This window comes from Frankia umida, from assembly GCF_023242945.1.
Taxonomy (GTDB): domain Bacteria; phylum Actinomycetota; class Actinomycetes; order Frankiales; family Frankiaceae; genus Frankia; species Frankia umida.
The window spans coordinates 155076-170967 of the sequence record NZ_JALKFT010000008.1 but is presented as its reverse complement, the minus strand read 5'-3'; the positions used below and the strand labels follow the sequence as shown (position 1 = coordinate 170967).

Annotated in this window: 16 protein-coding genes; 5 read left to right on the top strand and 11 right to left on the bottom strand. The window is 71.5% G+C overall.

The window, feature by feature from the left end:
- On the top strand, positions 1–441 hold a 441-nt coding region (locus MXD59_RS10760; protein WP_248824553.1), incomplete at its 5' end, for a helix-turn-helix domain-containing protein.
- A gap of 30 nt (positions 442–471) precedes the next feature.
- Here the strand turns inward: MXD59_RS10760 and MXD59_RS10755 are convergent.
- From MXD59_RS10755 to miaB, 7 genes are all read right to left on the bottom strand, one after another.
- The gene (locus MXD59_RS10755; protein WP_248824552.1) at positions 472–888 is read right to left on the bottom strand and encodes a VOC family protein; all 417 of its coding nucleotides are present in this window, start codon (positions 886–888) and stop codon (positions 472–474) included.
- Positions 885–1907, bottom strand: coding sequence for a diaminopimelate epimerase (gene dapF / locus MXD59_RS10750; RefSeq protein ID WP_248824551.1), 1023 nt, complete (start codon positions 1905–1907; stop codon positions 885–887). Before dapF ends, MXD59_RS10755 begins: the two co-directional genes overlap by 4 nt.
- Before the next feature lie 86 nt (positions 1908–1993).
- On the bottom strand, positions 1994–2890 hold the full coding sequence (locus MXD59_RS10745; RefSeq protein WP_248824550.1) for an EAL domain-containing protein: 897 nt from the start codon (positions 2888–2890) through the stop codon (positions 1994–1996).
- 101 nt (positions 2891–2991) lie between these two features.
- Positions 2992–3873, bottom strand: a complete 882-nt coding sequence (gene miaA / locus MXD59_RS10740) for a tRNA (adenosine(37)-N6)-dimethylallyltransferase MiaA (RefSeq protein WP_248824598.1) — start codon at positions 3871–3873, stop codon at positions 2992–2994.
- A 328-nt stretch (positions 3874–4201) separates the two neighbouring features.
- Entirely contained in the window at positions 4202–5128 is a 927-nt protein-coding gene (locus tag MXD59_RS10735; RefSeq protein ID WP_248824549.1) for an alpha/beta fold hydrolase, read from the bottom strand.
- The gene (locus tag MXD59_RS10730; RefSeq protein WP_248824548.1) at positions 5109–5990 is read right to left on the bottom strand and encodes a class III extradiol dioxygenase subunit B-like domain-containing protein; all 882 of its coding nucleotides are present in this window, start codon (positions 5988–5990) and stop codon (positions 5109–5111) included. Before MXD59_RS10730 ends, MXD59_RS10735 begins: the two co-directional genes overlap by 20 nt.
- Complete coding sequence (gene miaB / locus MXD59_RS10725) at positions 5987–7573, bottom strand: tRNA (N6-isopentenyl adenosine(37)-C2)-methylthiotransferase MiaB (protein WP_308301688.1); 1587 nt, start codon at positions 7571–7573, stop codon at positions 5987–5989. The genes MXD59_RS10730 and miaB overlap by 4 nt, the downstream gene beginning before the upstream one ends.
- Before the next feature lie 303 nt (positions 7574–7876).
- Between miaB and MXD59_RS10720 the strand changes: the two genes are divergently transcribed.
- From MXD59_RS10720 to MXD59_RS10705, 4 genes are all read left to right on the top strand, one after another.
- Positions 7877–8611, top strand: coding sequence for an amino acid ABC transporter ATP-binding protein (locus tag MXD59_RS10720; RefSeq protein ID WP_163547414.1), 735 nt, complete (start codon positions 7877–7879; stop codon positions 8609–8611).
- A 112-nt stretch (positions 8612–8723) separates the two neighbouring features.
- Positions 8724–9650, top strand: a complete 927-nt coding sequence (locus MXD59_RS10715) for a glutamate ABC transporter substrate-binding protein (protein ID WP_248810862.1) — start codon at positions 8724–8726, stop codon at positions 9648–9650.
- A gap of 191 nt (positions 9651–9841) precedes the next feature.
- Positions 9842–10462 (top strand): ABC transporter permease subunit, encoded by a 621-nt coding sequence (locus tag MXD59_RS10710; RefSeq protein ID WP_308222662.1) that lies wholly within the window; start codon positions 9842–9844, stop codon positions 10460–10462.
- On the top strand, positions 10459–11328 hold the full coding sequence (locus MXD59_RS10705) for an amino acid ABC transporter permease (RefSeq protein WP_248824546.1): 870 nt from the start codon (positions 10459–10461) through the stop codon (positions 11326–11328). The genes MXD59_RS10710 and MXD59_RS10705 overlap by 4 nt, the downstream gene beginning before the upstream one ends.
- On the opposite strand, the gene rny is transcribed toward MXD59_RS10705, so the two are convergent.
- The 4 genes from rny to MXD59_RS10685 form a co-directional block, all read right to left on the bottom strand.
- A complete protein-coding gene (rny, locus tag MXD59_RS10700; RefSeq protein WP_248824545.1) occupies positions 11329–13362 on the bottom strand; it encodes a ribonuclease Y in 2034 nt (677 codons plus the stop codon).
- Between the two features lie 383 nt (positions 13363–13745).
- Positions 13746–14405 (bottom strand): recombination regulator RecX, encoded by a 660-nt coding sequence (gene recX / locus MXD59_RS10695; RefSeq protein WP_248824544.1) that lies wholly within the window; start codon positions 14403–14405, stop codon positions 13746–13748.
- A 3-nt stretch (positions 14406–14408) separates the two neighbouring features.
- Positions 14409–15455 carry a recombinase RecA gene (gene recA, locus MXD59_RS10690; RefSeq protein WP_248824543.1) on the bottom strand — a complete coding sequence of 349 codons (1047 nt, stop codon included), beginning with the start codon at positions 15453–15455 and terminating at the stop codon, positions 14409–14411.
- A 168-nt stretch (positions 15456–15623) separates the two neighbouring features.
- The gene (locus tag MXD59_RS10685; RefSeq protein ID WP_248824542.1) at positions 15624–15815 is read right to left on the bottom strand and encodes a DUF3046 domain-containing protein; all 192 of its coding nucleotides are present in this window, start codon (positions 15813–15815) and stop codon (positions 15624–15626) included.
- Positions 15816–15892: the final 77 nt, after the last annotated feature.

Sequence of the window (15892 nt, the reverse complement as noted above, 5' to 3'; positions counted from 1 at the left end):
GGGCCGCGGACCGCGGCCCGGGCGGTGGCCATCCAGACGGCGCTGCTCGAGCGGGAACCGGATGCGCGGCTGTCCGACCCGATGACGCCGGCGATCGTGTCCGCCGTGCGGGCGCACGCGACGGTGGGCGCGCTGGCCCGGTCGGTCGGGTTGAGCGAACGCCAGTTGCTGCGCCGCAGCCGGCGGGTCTTCGGCTACGGCCCGAAGACCCTGGGCCGCGTCCTGCGTCTGCAGGAGGCGTTGCGCACCGCCCGGTCCGGCCACGGGCTCGCCCTGACGGCTGCCCTGTCCGGCTACGCCGACCAGGCCCATCTCGCCCACGAGGTGCGGGCGCTCACCGGCCTCACCGCCACCGACCTGCTCGCGTCCGCCAGGGTCGCACCGAGCGTGGACGCGCCGAGCAGCGTGGACGCGGCGACCCTGGACGCGCCGCCGCGTTGACGGTCCACGCACCAGGTGGACGAGCCGTGGTCAGGAACTCGCCGGGACGGTGGCCGCGAGCGGTGCGTACAGGTCGACGGTGTTGCCGTCGGGGTCGACGATGCTCGCGTAACGCTGGCCCCAGAAGGCGTCCCACGGCGCCAGGTGGCTCTCGTACCCGGCAGCGACCAGATCCTCGTGGACGGCGTCGACCTCGGCCGGGTCCTCACAGGCGAAGGCGAGGCTGATCCGGCCCTGACCGGCGCTGGCCGGCGCCCAGGCCGGATCGAAGGAACGGATGGTGTCCTCGGTGTCGAACAACAGCCGTTGCCCGCCGGGCAGGACGACCTCGACGTGCGGTTCGGCGTCGGCGGCGGCCGGGATGGCAAGCCCCAGCCGACGATAGAAGGCCAGGCTGCGGGCCAGGTCGGAGACGATCAGTCCAGTGCCGTTGAAGGTGGCTGTCATGACCGCAGGCTAGGCCCGCCCGCCGACGCCGGTCTTGTCGGAATCGGACCCGTACCGCCGAGCATCCCGATCCGCACCGCCCCGTCGAAGACCAGCTCGGCCGGCCCCCGCAACAACACCGTGTCGGCCCGCCACCGAACGTTCAGCGCCCCACCAGGCACGTCCACCGCCACCTCGACCTCACCGCCACCGACACCGCCACCAGCACCAGCGGCGCCACCAGCACCAGCGGCGCCACCGACATCGCCCGCAGAAGCAGCCGTGGTCCCGCCGGTGGGACGGTGACCGTGGCGGTCGGCCCAGGCCACGGCCGCGGCGCAGGCACCCGTACCGCAGGAGGCCGTCTCCCCGACGCCGCGCTCGTAGACCCGCATCGCCACGCCGCCACCCGGGCGATCCACGACGATCTCGACGTTGACTCCCTCGGGGAAGTCGTCGGCGCGAAACCGCGGCGCCCGGCTCAGATCGAGGCCACGCAGTGCCGCGACGTCCAGATCGTCAGCGAAACAGACGGCGTGCGGGTTGCCCATCGACACGGCGACGGCGTCGAACTCCCGCCCGGCGACGCTCACCGGCGGCGCGAACGGGCCCGCCGCGGCCCGCGCGGCGAAGGACGGCGGGCCCATCTCCACGGTGACGTCCCCGACCGGCGGCACCTCGACGCGGCGCAGGCCCGCCCGGGTCGCCAGCACGAAGCCACCGGGGCGGACATAACCGGCCTCGACGAGGTAGCGGGCGAACACCCGGGCACCGTTGCCGCACATCTGGGCGAGCGAACCATCGGCGTTGCGGTGGTCCATGAACCAGCGGGCCGAACCGACGAACGGCACCGCCTCCGGTGCCGCGGCCGACAGCACGACCCGCAGGACACCGTCCGCGCCGATACCGGTACGCCGGTCACACAACGCCCGGACCAGCTCCGGGGTCAGGTCCAGATCGCCGTCCGGATCGGGCAGGATCACGAAGTCGTTGCCCGTGCCCTGCCCCTTGACGAACCGCAGCTGCTGGTCATCGCGCACCGGCACATCGTACGGGCGTGCCCGCGGCCGCTCAGCCCCGCTCAACGCGGTTCGGCCCGCTACGGTTCGGTCTGGCTGGGTTCGGCTCAGCTTCGTGGTCCGGCGGCCGACACCCAGGCTCGCAGCCGCTCGTCGGTGCGTTGCGACGGACGGTGCCAGCGCTCCGGGCGACCCCGACCGAGCGCGATCATCCGGGCGTCCTCGACGGGGACGGGCGGGCAGAACACCGGGCCGATGGCACGGTCGCAGCCCAGGTCATGGACCCGGGTGGCGAGGCGGGCGGAGTCCACGCCGTCGGCGACGACGGTCAGCGCCCGGCTGTGCGCGAGGCGGACGATCGCCGCCACGACCGCCTCCCCCTCCAGGTCACGCATGGTGGCCTGGAGATACAGACCGTCCAGCTTGACGAGGTCGAGCGGCAGCAGATCGAGCACGGCCAGGGAACCGAACCAGGTTCCGAACGACTCGACCGCGAGCGCGACGCCGAGGGCGTGCAGGTGGGCCAGCAGGCCCGGCACGACCGGAGCGGCCAGGCCCAGCGCCCGTTCGCTGAACTCCAGGCCGATCGCGCCGGCGGGCAGCAGCCGCCCGGACATCAGCCGGTCCACCTCGCCGACGAAGGCGGGGCTGGCCAGCTGGCGCCCGTCGATGTTCACCCAGAGCCGAGGCGGACGGATCGGGGTGCCGACCGCCATCCGATGCCAGGTCCGGGCCTCGGTCACCGCCATCCGCAGCACCCACTGGTCGACCTGGTGGACAAGCCCGGCCGCCGCGGCGATCGGCATGAACTCCGCGGGACCCAACACCCCCCGCTCGGGATGCTGCCACCGCGGGTGCGCCTCCATCCCGGGCACCGAACCGTTGCGCAGATCCACCTCGGGCTGGAAGTGCAGCCGCAGCGAGCCATCGTCGAAGGCCGCGTAGAGCGCGGGGACGAGAGTCAGGTCAGGTGGCAGACCACCGGCGGTGGCGGGCACGGTCACAGCGATCTCTCCAGACGCCGCGCGGGACAGGCCGCCGCGGGCCGGATTCCACGCCGCCGCGGCCCTGCGACGACCACGTCTCCGGCGATCGGACGAACCGGTCACCCGTCAGATCGAACCACCAGCCGCAGCGCCTGTGTGACGTCCGGTTGGTTCAGCCACGATATCCGGTTATCCCGGCGAAACCAGGATCTTTGCCGCCTGGCGAAACGCCGCGTCGCGGAAATTGTGGCCAGCTTGGCCTGATCTGTGGACTCCATTGCGCCGTCCATCCAGGCGAGGAGTTGAGCGTATCCGAGCGCACGTGACGCCGTGCGACCTTCCCGAAGACCGCACTCCACCAACTGACGCACTTCGTCGGGAAAACCCGCGTTCCACATTCTGTCCACCCGTTGGGTGATGCGCTCGTCGAGATCGCCTCGGTCCACGCCTATCTGGACGACGTCATAGACCGCGCGTTGTTCCGGCAGGGTCGCCGCGTAATCCCCGGTCAGTTCGACGACCTCAAGGGCCCGCACGATCCGCCGACCGTTGCTGGGCAGGATCGCCTCGGCGGCCCGCGGCGCCCGACGGGCCAGCTCCGCGTGCAGCTCCCCCGAGCCGCGGCGGGTCAGCTCGGCCTCCCACCGGGCGCGCACCACCGGGTCGGTGCCCGGAAAACTGAGATCATCCAGGGCGGCCCGCACGTACAGTCCCGAGCCGCCGACGAGCACCGGGACCCGTCCGGCCGCCAGCAGCGCGTCGATCACCCGCCGGGCGTCCAGCTGGAAACTCGCGACATCGGCGGCGTGCGTGACGTCCCAGACGTCGAGCAGATGGTGCGGCACGCCGCGGCGCTCGTCCAGGCGGACCTTGGCGGTACCGATGTCCATCCCACGGTAGAGCTGCATCGAGTCGGCGTTGACGACCTCACCGCCGAGCGCGAGCGCGAGCTCGATACCCAGGTCGCTCTTGCCCGCCGCCGTGGGCCCCACCACCGCCACCACCGGGCCCCGCGGCACCGGCCGCCGCGTACCTCCCGCGCCTGCCGTGCTCTCCGTACGCCCCACACTCCCCGTGCTCTCCGCGCCCGCCGTGCTCTCCGCACTCCCCGCACTCGCCGACCCGTTCGTCACGATCAGGATCGTGCCACGGCCACCGGATGCCGGCGGGCCCAGGCCGCTCCCGGTGGATCTCCGGCCAGCCCTCACCGCCGATAACGGGCCTCAAGCCCCGATAATCACCTGTCCGGCCAGGAAGATCACGATATGTGATGGTCGCCCGGGCCGTACGCGACGCCCGGGAGCTACACGGGTCGCCACGAGGGGCGGTTCAGGCCGCTCCGGACACCTGGGCCTGGGCATGGCCCTCGGCATGGGCCCGAGTCTCGGCCTCGGCCTGGGCTTCGGTCTGGGCTTCGGCCTTAGCCTGGTGGTCGGGTTGCCAGAAGCGGATGAGGAGGTCGGCGAGGGCCTGCGGACTGTCGGCGGCCGGGTCGTGGCGGGCGGCGGGAATCACCTCGTAGTGGGCGGCGAGTCGCCGGGCCATGTCGGCCTGGACGGTCGCCGGCCAGCCGTCGTCGCCGTCACCATGTGCCACCAGGACGGGCAGCCCCGCCAGGCGGGCCACCGCGGCCAGTTCGTCCACCTGGTCGGGCGCCGACAGCAGGTGGTCACTGACCGCGACCAGGCCCGCGCGGTGATGCGCGAAGAAACGTCGGCGCAGAAACGCGTCGGTGTGGTCGGGGCGGGGGCGCGCGACGGCCTGCAACGTCGCCCACACCGCCGGCTGCCCGTCCTGGCGCAGTACCCGCGCGACCGTGCGCAGCGCCGCGCGGCGGCGTCCGACGATACCCGCGGGCCCGGAGGACAGCAGGGTCAGCGTGCGCACCGCGGTGGGTTCGGCGAGTACCGCGGCCCGCGCGACCAGACCACCGAAGCTGTGCCCCACCAGGTGCACCGGTCCGCCACCGAGCGCCGCCGCCACCCGGTGGACGTCCCCGGCGAGCGCGGTCAGCGCATAACCCTCGACATCGTCCGGTCCGGGCGATTCGTACTGGCCGCGCTGATCCAGAGCGGTCACGTCGAACCCGGCGGCGACCAGCGCCGGCAGGACCGGCAGCCAGTCCTCCTTGCTCGCGGCGAACCCGGCGAGCAGCACCACCACCGGACCCGCCGGCACCTCGGCCCGCAGCGCGGCCAACCCCGCTACCTCGGTACGCCGAATCCCCGCTGGCAGGTCACACGCGCAGTTCCTCACGACCCGCATCCCCCCGGATCCACACGGCTACTAGATAGCCGACACCGTAGGGCGCGTCGTCGTATCGGAGCTCGCCGTTCCACACCGCGCGGCGCGTGTCGTCCCGACTCACGGCGGTACCAGCCGATGCGGCGCTCACGGTGGTACCGGAGGTCACGGAGGTCGCGGTGGTACCGGAGGTCGCAGCGAGCAGGGCGCCGGCCAGGACCTGCCAGGATGCGCGTCCGGCCGCGAGCAGGTCGCGGGCGAGCACCGGGTCGAGGTCGAGCAGGCCGGCCGGGTCGACGCCGGCCAGGGCGGTCGCGACGGCCGCGTCGAAGGGCGCCGCCCGCTCGTCCAGATGGCCGGGGGCCTTGATGCCGCGGCGGGCGGAACCGTCCCCCATCACCAGCAGTCCGAGCCGCTCGTCCGGCGCGCTGCCCGTGACCAGACGTTCCCCCAGCTTGGCGGCCTGGCTCGGTGAGTACGCCGCCGGCACGCCCAGCGCCGTGCGGGCGCCCGTGAAGCCACTGTTCGCCAGCAGCCAGGCACCAGCGGTGAGGGACAGGGGCAGCGGCGGGTCGGGTCTTGCCTCCAGCGGTGCCGCCTGGCCGTGGGCGAGCGGGACGACGAGGTCCACGCCGTAGCCGGCATACGTGCCGGTGGCGGTGGGACCGTACTCGATCCCACCGGTCTCGGGCGCGGCCACCGTCGCGGCCTCGGAGCCGGCGTCGCCGACGATGACGATCCGGTCCAGGCCCGCCGCGGTCAGCCGGCGCACCGCGTCGAGTGCGATCGGACGCACCGCCACCGGCTCGGCCCCACCGACTTCGGGGACGAGCAGCGGCGGATGCGGGCAGACCGCCGCGGCGACGAACGTCACCGCGGACCAGCCGCGGGAACGCCGACGCGGCAGGCGTCCGCCGATGCGGCGTCCAACGGCGCGGTGGGCGGCGGCTGCGGTGAAGTCGGGTCGGGTCGGCGGGCCGGCATGCCGAGCGAGACGGCTGGCCGGTTCGCCGCCGTGGGCGTCATCGCCTGGTTGGACTGCTCCCAGGCGTCCCCGGCACGGGTCCGCCGCCAGGCGAGCACCGGCCCGTCCGCCGTCAGGTGGTGCGGTGCGCCCCTGGTCACGACGGTCTCCACCACGTCCCCGGGACGGATGTCGCCCGCCGCGATGGCCCTCGGGTGCTCATCCAGCGGGCCGGTGGCGAGCTCGGCGGCGCGGAAGTGGACGAGCCGGCCGTCGCGGGCACGCCCGGACAGTCGCCCGGTGGCGTCGTCCTTGCGACCCTCGCCCTCGGCGACCACCAGCTCGACCCGGCGCTCGACCAGCGCGCGGTTGTGCGCCCAGGAGATCTCGTCCTGGAGGGCGACCAGCCGGGCGTAGCGTTCGGTGACCGTGGCCCGGTCGACCTGCTCGTCCATGGTGGCCGCGGGGGTGCCGGGGCGCGGCGAGTACTGGAAGGTGAACGCGCCCGAGAAGCGCGCCTCGCGCACGACGTCCAGGGTGTCGCTGAAGTCGGCCTCGGTCTCGCCCGGGAAGCCCACGATGATGTCGGTGGTGATCGCGGCGTCGGGCATCGCGGCGCGGACCCGGCTGATGATGCCGAGGTAGCGGTCCCGCCGGTAGGAGCGGCGCATCCGGCGCAGCACCGCGTCCGAACCGGACTGCAAGGGCATGTGCAGCTGGTGGCAGACGTTCGGGGTGGTGGCCATCGCCTCGATGACGTCGTCGGTGAAGTCCCGTGGATGCGGCGAGGTGAACCGCACCCGCTCGAGGCCCTCGACGGCACCGCAGGCCCGCAGCAGTTTCGCGAACGCGCCCGGATCACCGAGGGAGCGGCCATAGGAGTTGACGTTCTGGCCGAGCAGGGTGATCTCCAGGACGCCCTCGGCGACCAGCGCCTCGACCTCGGCGAGCACGTCGCCGGGCCGACGGTCCCGCTCGACGCCGCGCAGACTCGGCACGATGCAGAAGGTGCAGGTGTTGTCGCAGCCCACGCTGATGCTGACCCACGCCGCGTGATGGCTGGCCCGCCGCGTCGGCAGGGTGCTGGGGAAGACCTCCAGGGCCTCGGCGATCTCCAGCTGGGCGGTGGCGTTGTGTCGGGCGCGTTCGAGCAGCACCGGCAGCCGGTGCAGGTTGTGCGTGCCGAAGACCACGTCGACCCACGGGGCGCGGCGCAGGATCGTCGCCCGGTCCTTCTGCGCCAGGCAGCCGCCGACGGCGATCTGCATGCCGGGGTGGCCCTTCTTCACCGGCACGAGCTGGCCGAGGTTGCCGTACAGCCGGTTGTCGGCGTTCTCCCGGACGGCACAGGTGTTGAACACGACGACGTCCGGCTCGGCGCCGCTGGCCGCCGGGACGTAGCCGGCGGATTCGAGCAGCCCGGCGAGCCGTTCGGAGTCATGAACGTTCATCTGGCATCCGAACGTGCGTACCTCGTAACTGCGGCCGGTCACACCTACCAGCCTACGGGGACCCGAGCGGACACATCATGACAGCGCCCACCGACGACGGCGCGTCATCGCGACGTTTGCGGGAACGATCGACATACTGCCGACATCACGTGCGCTTGCTCGTGTTTGCGACAGGTCGGCTACGGCACGCGCGTCGACCCGGTGGTCGGGACACCGCCGGGCCGTGCCGTCGCCCGCCGGCTGTCGGGATCGCGACTCCTGCGCGCGTCTGGCGGCATGGTTCGCCGTGGATCGGGATTATCGACCCATCACCCACCGTTTCCGTTCCCGCGTCAGGAGGATCGAGTGCCCCTGGTGAGCCTGGAAGGGGTCGGCAAGTCGTTCGGCGCCAACCGTGTGCTGTCCGACATCAACCTGTCGGTGGAATCCGGTGAGGTGGTCGTCGTCATCGGGCCGTCCGGTTCCGGCAAGTCGACGATGTGCCGGTGCATCAACCGGCTTGAGACGATCGACGAGGGCCGCATCCTGTTCGAGGGCCGGCCGCTACCGGCCGAGGGGCGCGAGCTGGCCCGGATGCGTGCCCGGGTCGGGATGGTGTTCCAGTCGTTCAACCTGTTCGCGCATCGGACGATCCTCGACAACCTGACGCTCGGGCCGGTCACGGTGCTCGGCCGCAAGCGATCCCAGGCCGAGGAGCGGGCCCGGGAGCTGTTGGAGCGGGTGGGTATCGCGGACAAGGCCGACCAGCTGCCCCGGCAGCTCTCCGGTGGCCAGCAGCAGCGGGCCGCGATCGCCCGGGCCCTCGCGATGGACCCGGTCCTGATGCTGTTCGACGAACCGACCTCCGCCCTTGATCCGGAAATGATCTCCGAGGTGCTCGACGTCATGCGAGCGCTGGCCAGCAGCGGCATGACCATGATCGTCGTCACGCACGAGATGGGCTTCGCCCGTTCCGCCGCCGACCGGGTCGCGTTCATGGCCGACGGCCGGATCGTGGAGACGGCCCCGCCAGCGACCTTCTTCGACGCACCGACCTCGGAGCGGGCCCGGGATTTCCTCGGCCGCGTGCTGCGGCACTGAGCGGCGCCGCCCGCATCCCCCGCTTCCTGCCTCCAGTCTCCTGCTTCTTTCCTGCTTCGACAGCCCGACGGCTCGCGCACCACGCCCCGCTCCCCCACGGAAGGAATGGTTCATGCGCACAGTGTTCAGGCAAGGTCGACCGGCTGGTCGAGGTCATCGGTCGTACCGGCGAGGTGGCGCGCTCGCCCTCGGCGTGGCGCTGCTGGCCACGCTGGGGCTGTCCGCCTGCGGCAGCGACGGCGACGACACCGCGGCCGCGCCGAGTGCCACCGCCAGTTTCGCGCCCGGCACGACCATGGCCCGCCTGCACGACGCCGGCAAGATCACCGTCGGTACCAAGTTCGACCAGCCGCTGTTCGGCCTGAAGAACCTCAGCGGCAAGCCCGAGGGCTTCGACGTCGAGATCGCCAAGATCATCACTGGCGCCCTGGGTGTTCCCACGGACAAAATCAACTTCGTGGAGACCGTGTCCGCAAACCGGGAGCCCTTCATCGAGCAGGGCCGGGTCGACCTGGTGGTCGCCACCTACACCATCAACGACAAGCGCAAGAAGGTCATCGACTTCGCCGGTCCGTACTACGTCGCCGGACAGTCGATCATGGTGAAGAAGGACAACACCGATATCACCGGCAAGGAATCACTGGCCGGCAAGAAGGTCTGCTCGGTCAGCGGCTCGACGCCAGCCGAGAACATCCGCACCCAGGTACCGACCGCCCAGCTCGTCCTGTTCGACGTCTACAGCAAGTGCGCGGACGCCCTGAAGAACGGCCAGGTCGACGCGGTCACCACCGACAACGTGATCCTGCTCGGCCTCATCGACAAGGACCCGGACGCGTTCAAGCTCGTCGGCGAGCCGTTCACCAGGGAGCCGTACGGCATCGGGATCCGCAAGGGCGACACCGCGTTCCGAACCTTCATCAACGACACCCTCGAGGCGTCCTACCGCGACGGCCGCTGGGCGAAGGCGTTCAGCAGCACCGTCGGCAAGGTCGAGAAGTCCACGCCGACGCCGCCGCCGGTGGACCGCTACACCTCCTGACCCTCCGCGACACCTGGCTCCCCGCAACTCCTGGTTCTCCGCAACTCCTGACTCGCCGCAACTCCTGACTCGCCGCGCCACGCGGCAGCTCGACGCGGGCGGAGACGGCTGCCCGAACCGTCTCCGCCCCAACCGTCTCCGCCCGCAGCGACAGGGAGTTCGCGATCGACACCGTCCTCGACAACCTCGACATCTTCGCCGAAGGCTTCCGCCGCACGGTGGGGCTGAGCCTGTTCGCCGCGGTGGCGGCGCTGATCGGCGGCACCCTGCTCGCGACGATGCGGGTCGGGCCGGTCCCGCCGCTGCGCTGGGCCGGTACGGCCTATGTGCAGCTCGTCCGCAACACCCCGCTGACGGTGGTGTTCTTCTTCGTGGTGTTCGTCCTGCCGCGGCTGGACATCGTGTTCTCGTACTTCGCCTTCGCCGTCCTTGCGCTGTCGATCTACCATGCGGCGCTGGTCTGCGAGGCGGTGCGCGCCGGCATCAACGGCGTGGACGTCGGTCAGGCGGAGGCGGCGCGGGCGCTGGGCCTGACCTTCCGGCAGAACCTGCGCCTGGTCGTGCTGCCCCAGGCGCTGCGGGCCGTCCTGCAGCCACTCGGCAGTGTGATCAGCGCGCTGATCCGCAACACCTCGATCGCCGCGGCCTTCGGCGTCCAGGAACTGACCGGGGTGGTGCAGCGGCTGACCACGGCGAATCCGGACGCCGTGGTCGCCGTTCTGCTCGGCGGCGTCGTCGGCTACCTGATCCTCACCCTGGCGCTCGCCGGCGGACTGGCGATCACCGAACGACGGCTGGAGCGGACGCGATGAGTGCAACACCGCTGGTCCTCGCCGACCCGCCCGGACCGCGGGGACGTCGAAGGATTCTGTACGGCAGCCTGGTCGCGCTGGCGGTGTTCGCGGGACTGCTCGCGCTCGCCCTGACCCGCCTGGCCGACAAGGGCCAGCTCGACGGTGAGCTGTGGCGGGTGTTCCTCGACTATCCGGAGCTGCGCACCCTGCTGTGGAAGGGACTGCTCGCGACGTTGCGCGCCGCCGCCACCGGCATGGTGCTCGCCGTCGCACTCGGCCTGCTGCTGGCCCTGGGCCGGATGTCGAAGCGCCGCGTGCCGCGCTGGGCCGCCACCACGGCGGTGGAACTGCTGCGCAGCCTGCCGGTGCTGATGCTGATCCTGTTCGCCTACCTGGGGCTGCCCGCGCTCGGCTGGCAGATCTCGACGTTCTGGGCCCTGGTCATCGGCCTGACGGCCTACAACGGCGCGGTACTCAGCGAGATCTTCCGAGCCGGGGTACGTTCGATCGACCGTGGTCAGACGGAGGCCGCCGCCGCCCTCGGCCTACGTCCGCTGCAGGTGTTCCGGCTCGTCCAGCTGCCGCAGGCGGTGCGACGGATGAGCCCGACCCTGATCAGCCAGCTGGTCACCCTGCTCAAGGACACCTCGCTCGGGTTCGTCATCGCCTACAGCGAGCTGCTGCGCTCGGGCCGCGGTGCGGTGGAGTTCCTCGGGAGCAGGTACGCCCTGCCCATCTACACGGTGATGGCGCTGATGTACATCGTGACCAACGGCCTGCTGTCGTTGCTGGCCCGGTGGCTGGACCAGCGACAGAGCCGCCGCCTTGGCACCGGGCGGTCCACCGTGGCGCTGGACGCCGCGGCCGGCAGCGCCGCGAGCTGATCAGCGGGCGGTACCCACCGCCCTGGTCTCCCGCACGACGGTCACCCGGATCTGGCCGGGATAGGTCAGCTCCTCCTCGATCTGGCGGGCGACGTCCCGGGCGAGCAGATGGGCGGCCGCGTCGTCGACCTCCTCGGGTACGACCATGACCCGGACCTCCCGTCCGGCCTGCATGGCGAACACCCGGTCGACGCCCGGCCGGTCGCCCGCGATCCGCTCGATGCGTTCGAGGCGCTGCACATAGGACTCGAGGCTGGCCCGACGGGCACCGGGCCGACCACCGGAGATCTGGTCGGCGGCCTGGGTGAGCACGGCGCACAGCGACCGCGGCGCCACCTCGTTGTGATGGGCCTCGATGGCGTGCACGACCTCCTCGGACTCGCCGTACCGGCGCGCCACATCCGCGCCGACGAGCGCGTGGGAACCCTCCGCCTCGTGGGTCAGCGCCTTGCCGAGGTCGTGCAGCAGCGCGGCCCGCTTGGCCAGGGGCAGCTCCAGCTGCAGTTCTGCGGCCATCAGGCCGGCCAGATGCGCGCTTTCGATCAGATGCGCGAGCACGTTCTGGCCGTAGCTGGTCCGGTAGCGCAGGCGCCCGAGCAGCACGATCAGCTCCGGGTGCAGCTCGGAGACTCCTGTCTCGACCAGGGCGTCCTCCCCCGCTCGCACACAGCGGGCCTCGACCTCCACCTGGGCGCGGGCGTGCTCCTCCTCGATCCGGTGCGGATGAATCCGCCCGTCGGCGACCAGCGCCGCGAGCGTGATCCGTCCGATCTCGCGGCGGACCGGATCGAAGCAGCTCAGCAGCACCGCCTCCGGGGTGTCGTCGATGAGGACGTTCACCCCGGTCACGGACTCGAACGTGCGGATGTTGCGGCCCTCCCGGCCGATGATCCGCCCCTTCATCTCATCGCCCGGCAGCTGCAGGACAGTCACCACGGACTCGGTGGTCTGCTCGGAGGCCACCCGCTGGATCGCCGTGGTGACGATGCGCCGAGCCCGCTGTTCGCCCTCCTCCTCGGCTCGGGTCTCGATCTCCCGGACCCGCAGCGCCGCCTGGCGGCGGGTGTCCTGCTCGATGCTGGTGATCAGCTCCGCCCGGGCCTGCGTGGTGGTGAGCCCGGCGACGCGTTCCAGCGCCTGCCGCAACCGCTCGTCACGTTCGTCCGCCTCTGCGGTGCGGCGGGCGCACTCCGCTTCCCGCTCGCGGAGCTCCTGGTCTCGGTGCGTCACCCGTTCGGACCGCTGGTCGATGTCCGCGACCCGCTCGTCGAGTTCGGCCACCCGCTGGTCAAGGCGCTGCTCCCGGGCCTCCAGCGCCTCCGCCCGAAGCCGCTGCTCGGCCCGGATCGCCGCCGCCTCCACCCGGACGGACTCCGCCTCGGCACGGGCCGTGTCGCGGGCGGCGGCCTCCAACCGCCGCGCCTCCGCGGTGGCCTGCACCCGAGCCCGGTCACGTAGCGCCGCGGCCTCCTCGGCTCCCCGGCGCCGGATCTGCGCTGCCTCCCGCTCCGCCCGGACCAGCCGCTCCTGCGCCTCCCGCTCCGCCCGAGCCAGCACCGGCGCGGACTCGCCCGCCCCAGCCTCGATCGCCTCGACCTCGGTGCTCGCGGTCTCGGCGGTCGCGGTCTCGGCGGTCGCGGTCTCGGCGGTCGCTGCCTCGGCGGTCGCTGGCTCGATCGGCGTCCCAGGCGGACCCGCGGAGGATGCCAGCGCCGGCTGTGACCTGTCGTCGGCCGGCTGTCGCTGCACGGGGCCTGCCGCGGCGGACGCGGGGAGCACTCGAACGGTCGGCTCTTCGTCCGCCCCGTCGGGAACGTCCGCCGTGGGGGGCAGGACACCACCCGGTTCCACGGGCAGGGACCTGGAACCGATGCCGAACCCACGCACAACGTCGCCGATCGCGGGCAACCTCGAACGCGCGCGCACCGGGCGCGACCGCCGACCGTCGGGATGGGCGAGCCGGGCGACCATCACGACCAGCCCGGCGAGCACGAGTACAACGACGGACAGGACGATGATCAGGACGCCTTCCACCGCTGCTCCCTCCGCTGTCGTCCGGCTCGCGGGGGCGAGCTGAACCGAAGCGGCGAAGGATCCACGACCTGGCGCGGACACGGCCGTGGTGGGCGGCAGGCGAACGCCCCCACCGACCGGCGGGTTCGCTTCGACGCGCCCACACCAGACCATCAATGACGGACGGACGGTGAAGCGCACCGGCCTGGACATCTGCCGAAGACGGATGCCCACGTGTGAAGGTGGATCGGCTATCTACATCGCGCTATCTGCACCGCGTCGCCACGGGACCCTGTCACCTTTTCGACCCGAAGGGTAGATCATGACGGATTACCGCGTCAAGAAACTGTGGATATAGCCGGTCACGGGCCATCCGTCGCAATCGCGCCGTCGGACACGCCGGGTTACCAGTTCGCCTCCTCGTCCTCCAGGGCCAGCCCCAGCCCGCCCGGGTCAGGGCCATCGGGGCCATCGGTATCCGTGCCGCCGCGGCCCGCGCCACCGGTGTCATGATCAGCTGCCGCGAGCTCCTCACGCACGACCCGCGAAGCCAACTGCGCCGAGTAGCCACGTCGAGCCAGCAGAGCCAGCAGTCGCCGGGCCCGCACCGGCGCGGGCAGCCCGCGCATCGCCGCGGACCGACGCCGCACCAGATCTCGGGCGACGTCCTCCTCCTCCGCGTCGCCCACGGCCTCGGTCGCGACCTGCACGACGTCGGCATCCACTCCACGGCGCCGAAGCTCCGCCGCCAGCGCCTGACGCCCCAGACCACGATGAGTGCGCGCGGAGGAGACGTAGGCCGCGGCGAAAGCGCTGTCGTCCACCAGGCCGACCGCGGTCAGCCGGTCCAGCACTGTCTCCGCGACGTCGTCCACCACACCGCGGCGGCGCAGGGTCGTGGCGAGCTCGGCCCGACTTCGTGCACGGGTGGCGAGCTGACGCAGGCAGATCTCCCGCGCCACCGCCACCGGGTCGACGGCTCGGCCACCGCTGTCAGCCGGATCACGCCCGGCGACACCAGCGGAGGTCGGGCCACGTTCGGCGTCCTGCCGACCCGTACGCATCCGCTAGAGGTCGACGGGGACCGGCGCCGCGACCGCGGCTTCGGCCTCAAGCGTCGGAATGATGCCCAGCTTTTCCTTGATCTTCTTTTCGACCTCGTTGGCCAGGTCGGGGTTGTCCCGCATGAAGGAGCGGGCGTTCTCCTTGCCCTGACCGAGCTGGTCGCCGTCATAGGTGTACCAGGCACCGGACTTGCGAATGATGCCATGCTCGACACCCATATCGATAAGGGAGCCCTCACGGCTGATTCCACCGCCGTACACGATGTCGAACTCCGCCGTACGGAAAGGCGGGGCAACCTTGTTCTTCACGACCTTCACCCGGGTGCGGTTACCCACCGCCTCGGCACCGTCCTTGAGAGTTTCGATCCGGCGGACGTCCAGCCGCACCGAGGCGTAGAACTTCAGCGCCTTTCCACCGGTCGTCGTCTCCGGCGAGCCGAACATGACCCCGATCTTCTCCCGCAGCTGGTTGATGAAGATGGCGGTGGTGCCGGAGTTCGCCAGCGCCCCCGTCATCTTGCGCAGCGCCTGCGACATCAGCCGGGCCTGCAGCCCGACATGACTGTCGCCCATCTCGCCTTCGATCTCGGCGCGTGGCACGAGCGCGGCCACCGAGTCGATGACGATGATGTCCAGCGCGCCGGAGCGGACCAGCATGTCCGCGATCTCCAGAGCCTGCTCACCGGTGTCGGGCTGGGAGACGAGCAGCGCCTCCGTGTCCACCCCGAGCTTCCCGGCGTACTCCGGATCGAGCGCGTGCTCGGCGTCGATGAACGCCGCGATGCCCCCCATCGCCTGCGCGTTGGCCACCGCGTGCAGGGCGACCGTCGTCTTTCCCGAGGACTCCGGGCCGTACACCTCGATGATGCGCCCGCGAGGGAGCCCGCCGATGCCCAGCGCTACGTCCAGCGCGATGGACCCGGTGGGGATGACCTGGATCGGCAGCCGGGTCTCGTCCCCCAACCGCATGACAGATCCCTTGCCGAACGCCTTGTCGATCTGTGCGAGGGCGTTCTCCAACGCCTTCTCACGGTCAAGTCCTGCCGCCATCGGAGTAACTCCATGCTGAGGTCGTCGATTCTTGGCCACGGGACTGACGCTAGGCCCTGGGTCCGACAGTTTCGAGGGCCGGGACTGATCTGTGGACAAGTTGGCGCATGGGCACAACATACCCGAACAGGAGTTCGATAGCGGAGCGACACGCCGCCGGGGACCCCCTCAGCGCTCCCGGGCGGGCACGTCGAACTCCTCGCACACAGCCCGCCACACGACCCGGGCGTCATCCCCGCGAGCCAGCGCGGACTCCACCGTGGCGCCGAGACCGGCCAGCACATGATCGCGAGCGAATGACTCCGCGTAGCTCGATCCGAACTGTGTGTTCATTCTTGCCCAGAACTCGGTCAGCCGCACCCGTCCAGTGTGCACCGTGGCGCACCGAACGTCGGGACGGGGCGTCGCCGACGTTCGACCCGGCCGACGAAAACTGT

Excerpts from the sequence above, each read along its gene's own strand:
- recA (WP_248824543.1), bottom strand. The coding sequence starts at position 15,455 with ATGGCGGCAGGACTTGACCGTGAGAAGGCGTTGGAGAACGCCCTCGCA.
- MXD59_RS10715 (WP_248810862.1), top strand. The coding sequence starts at position 8,724 with ATGCGCACAGTGTTCAGGCAAGGTCGACCGGCTGGTCGAGGTCATCGG.
- recX (WP_248824544.1), bottom strand. The coding sequence starts at position 14,405 with ATGCGTACGGGTCGGCAGGACGCCGAACGTGGCCCGACCTCCGCTGGT.
- MXD59_RS10705 (WP_248824546.1), top strand. The coding sequence starts at position 10,459 with ATGAGTGCAACACCGCTGGTCCTCGCCGACCCGCCCGGACCGCGGGGA.
- MXD59_RS10755 (WP_248824552.1), bottom strand. The coding sequence starts at position 888 with ATGACAGCCACCTTCAACGGCACTGGACTGATCGTCTCCGACCTGGCC.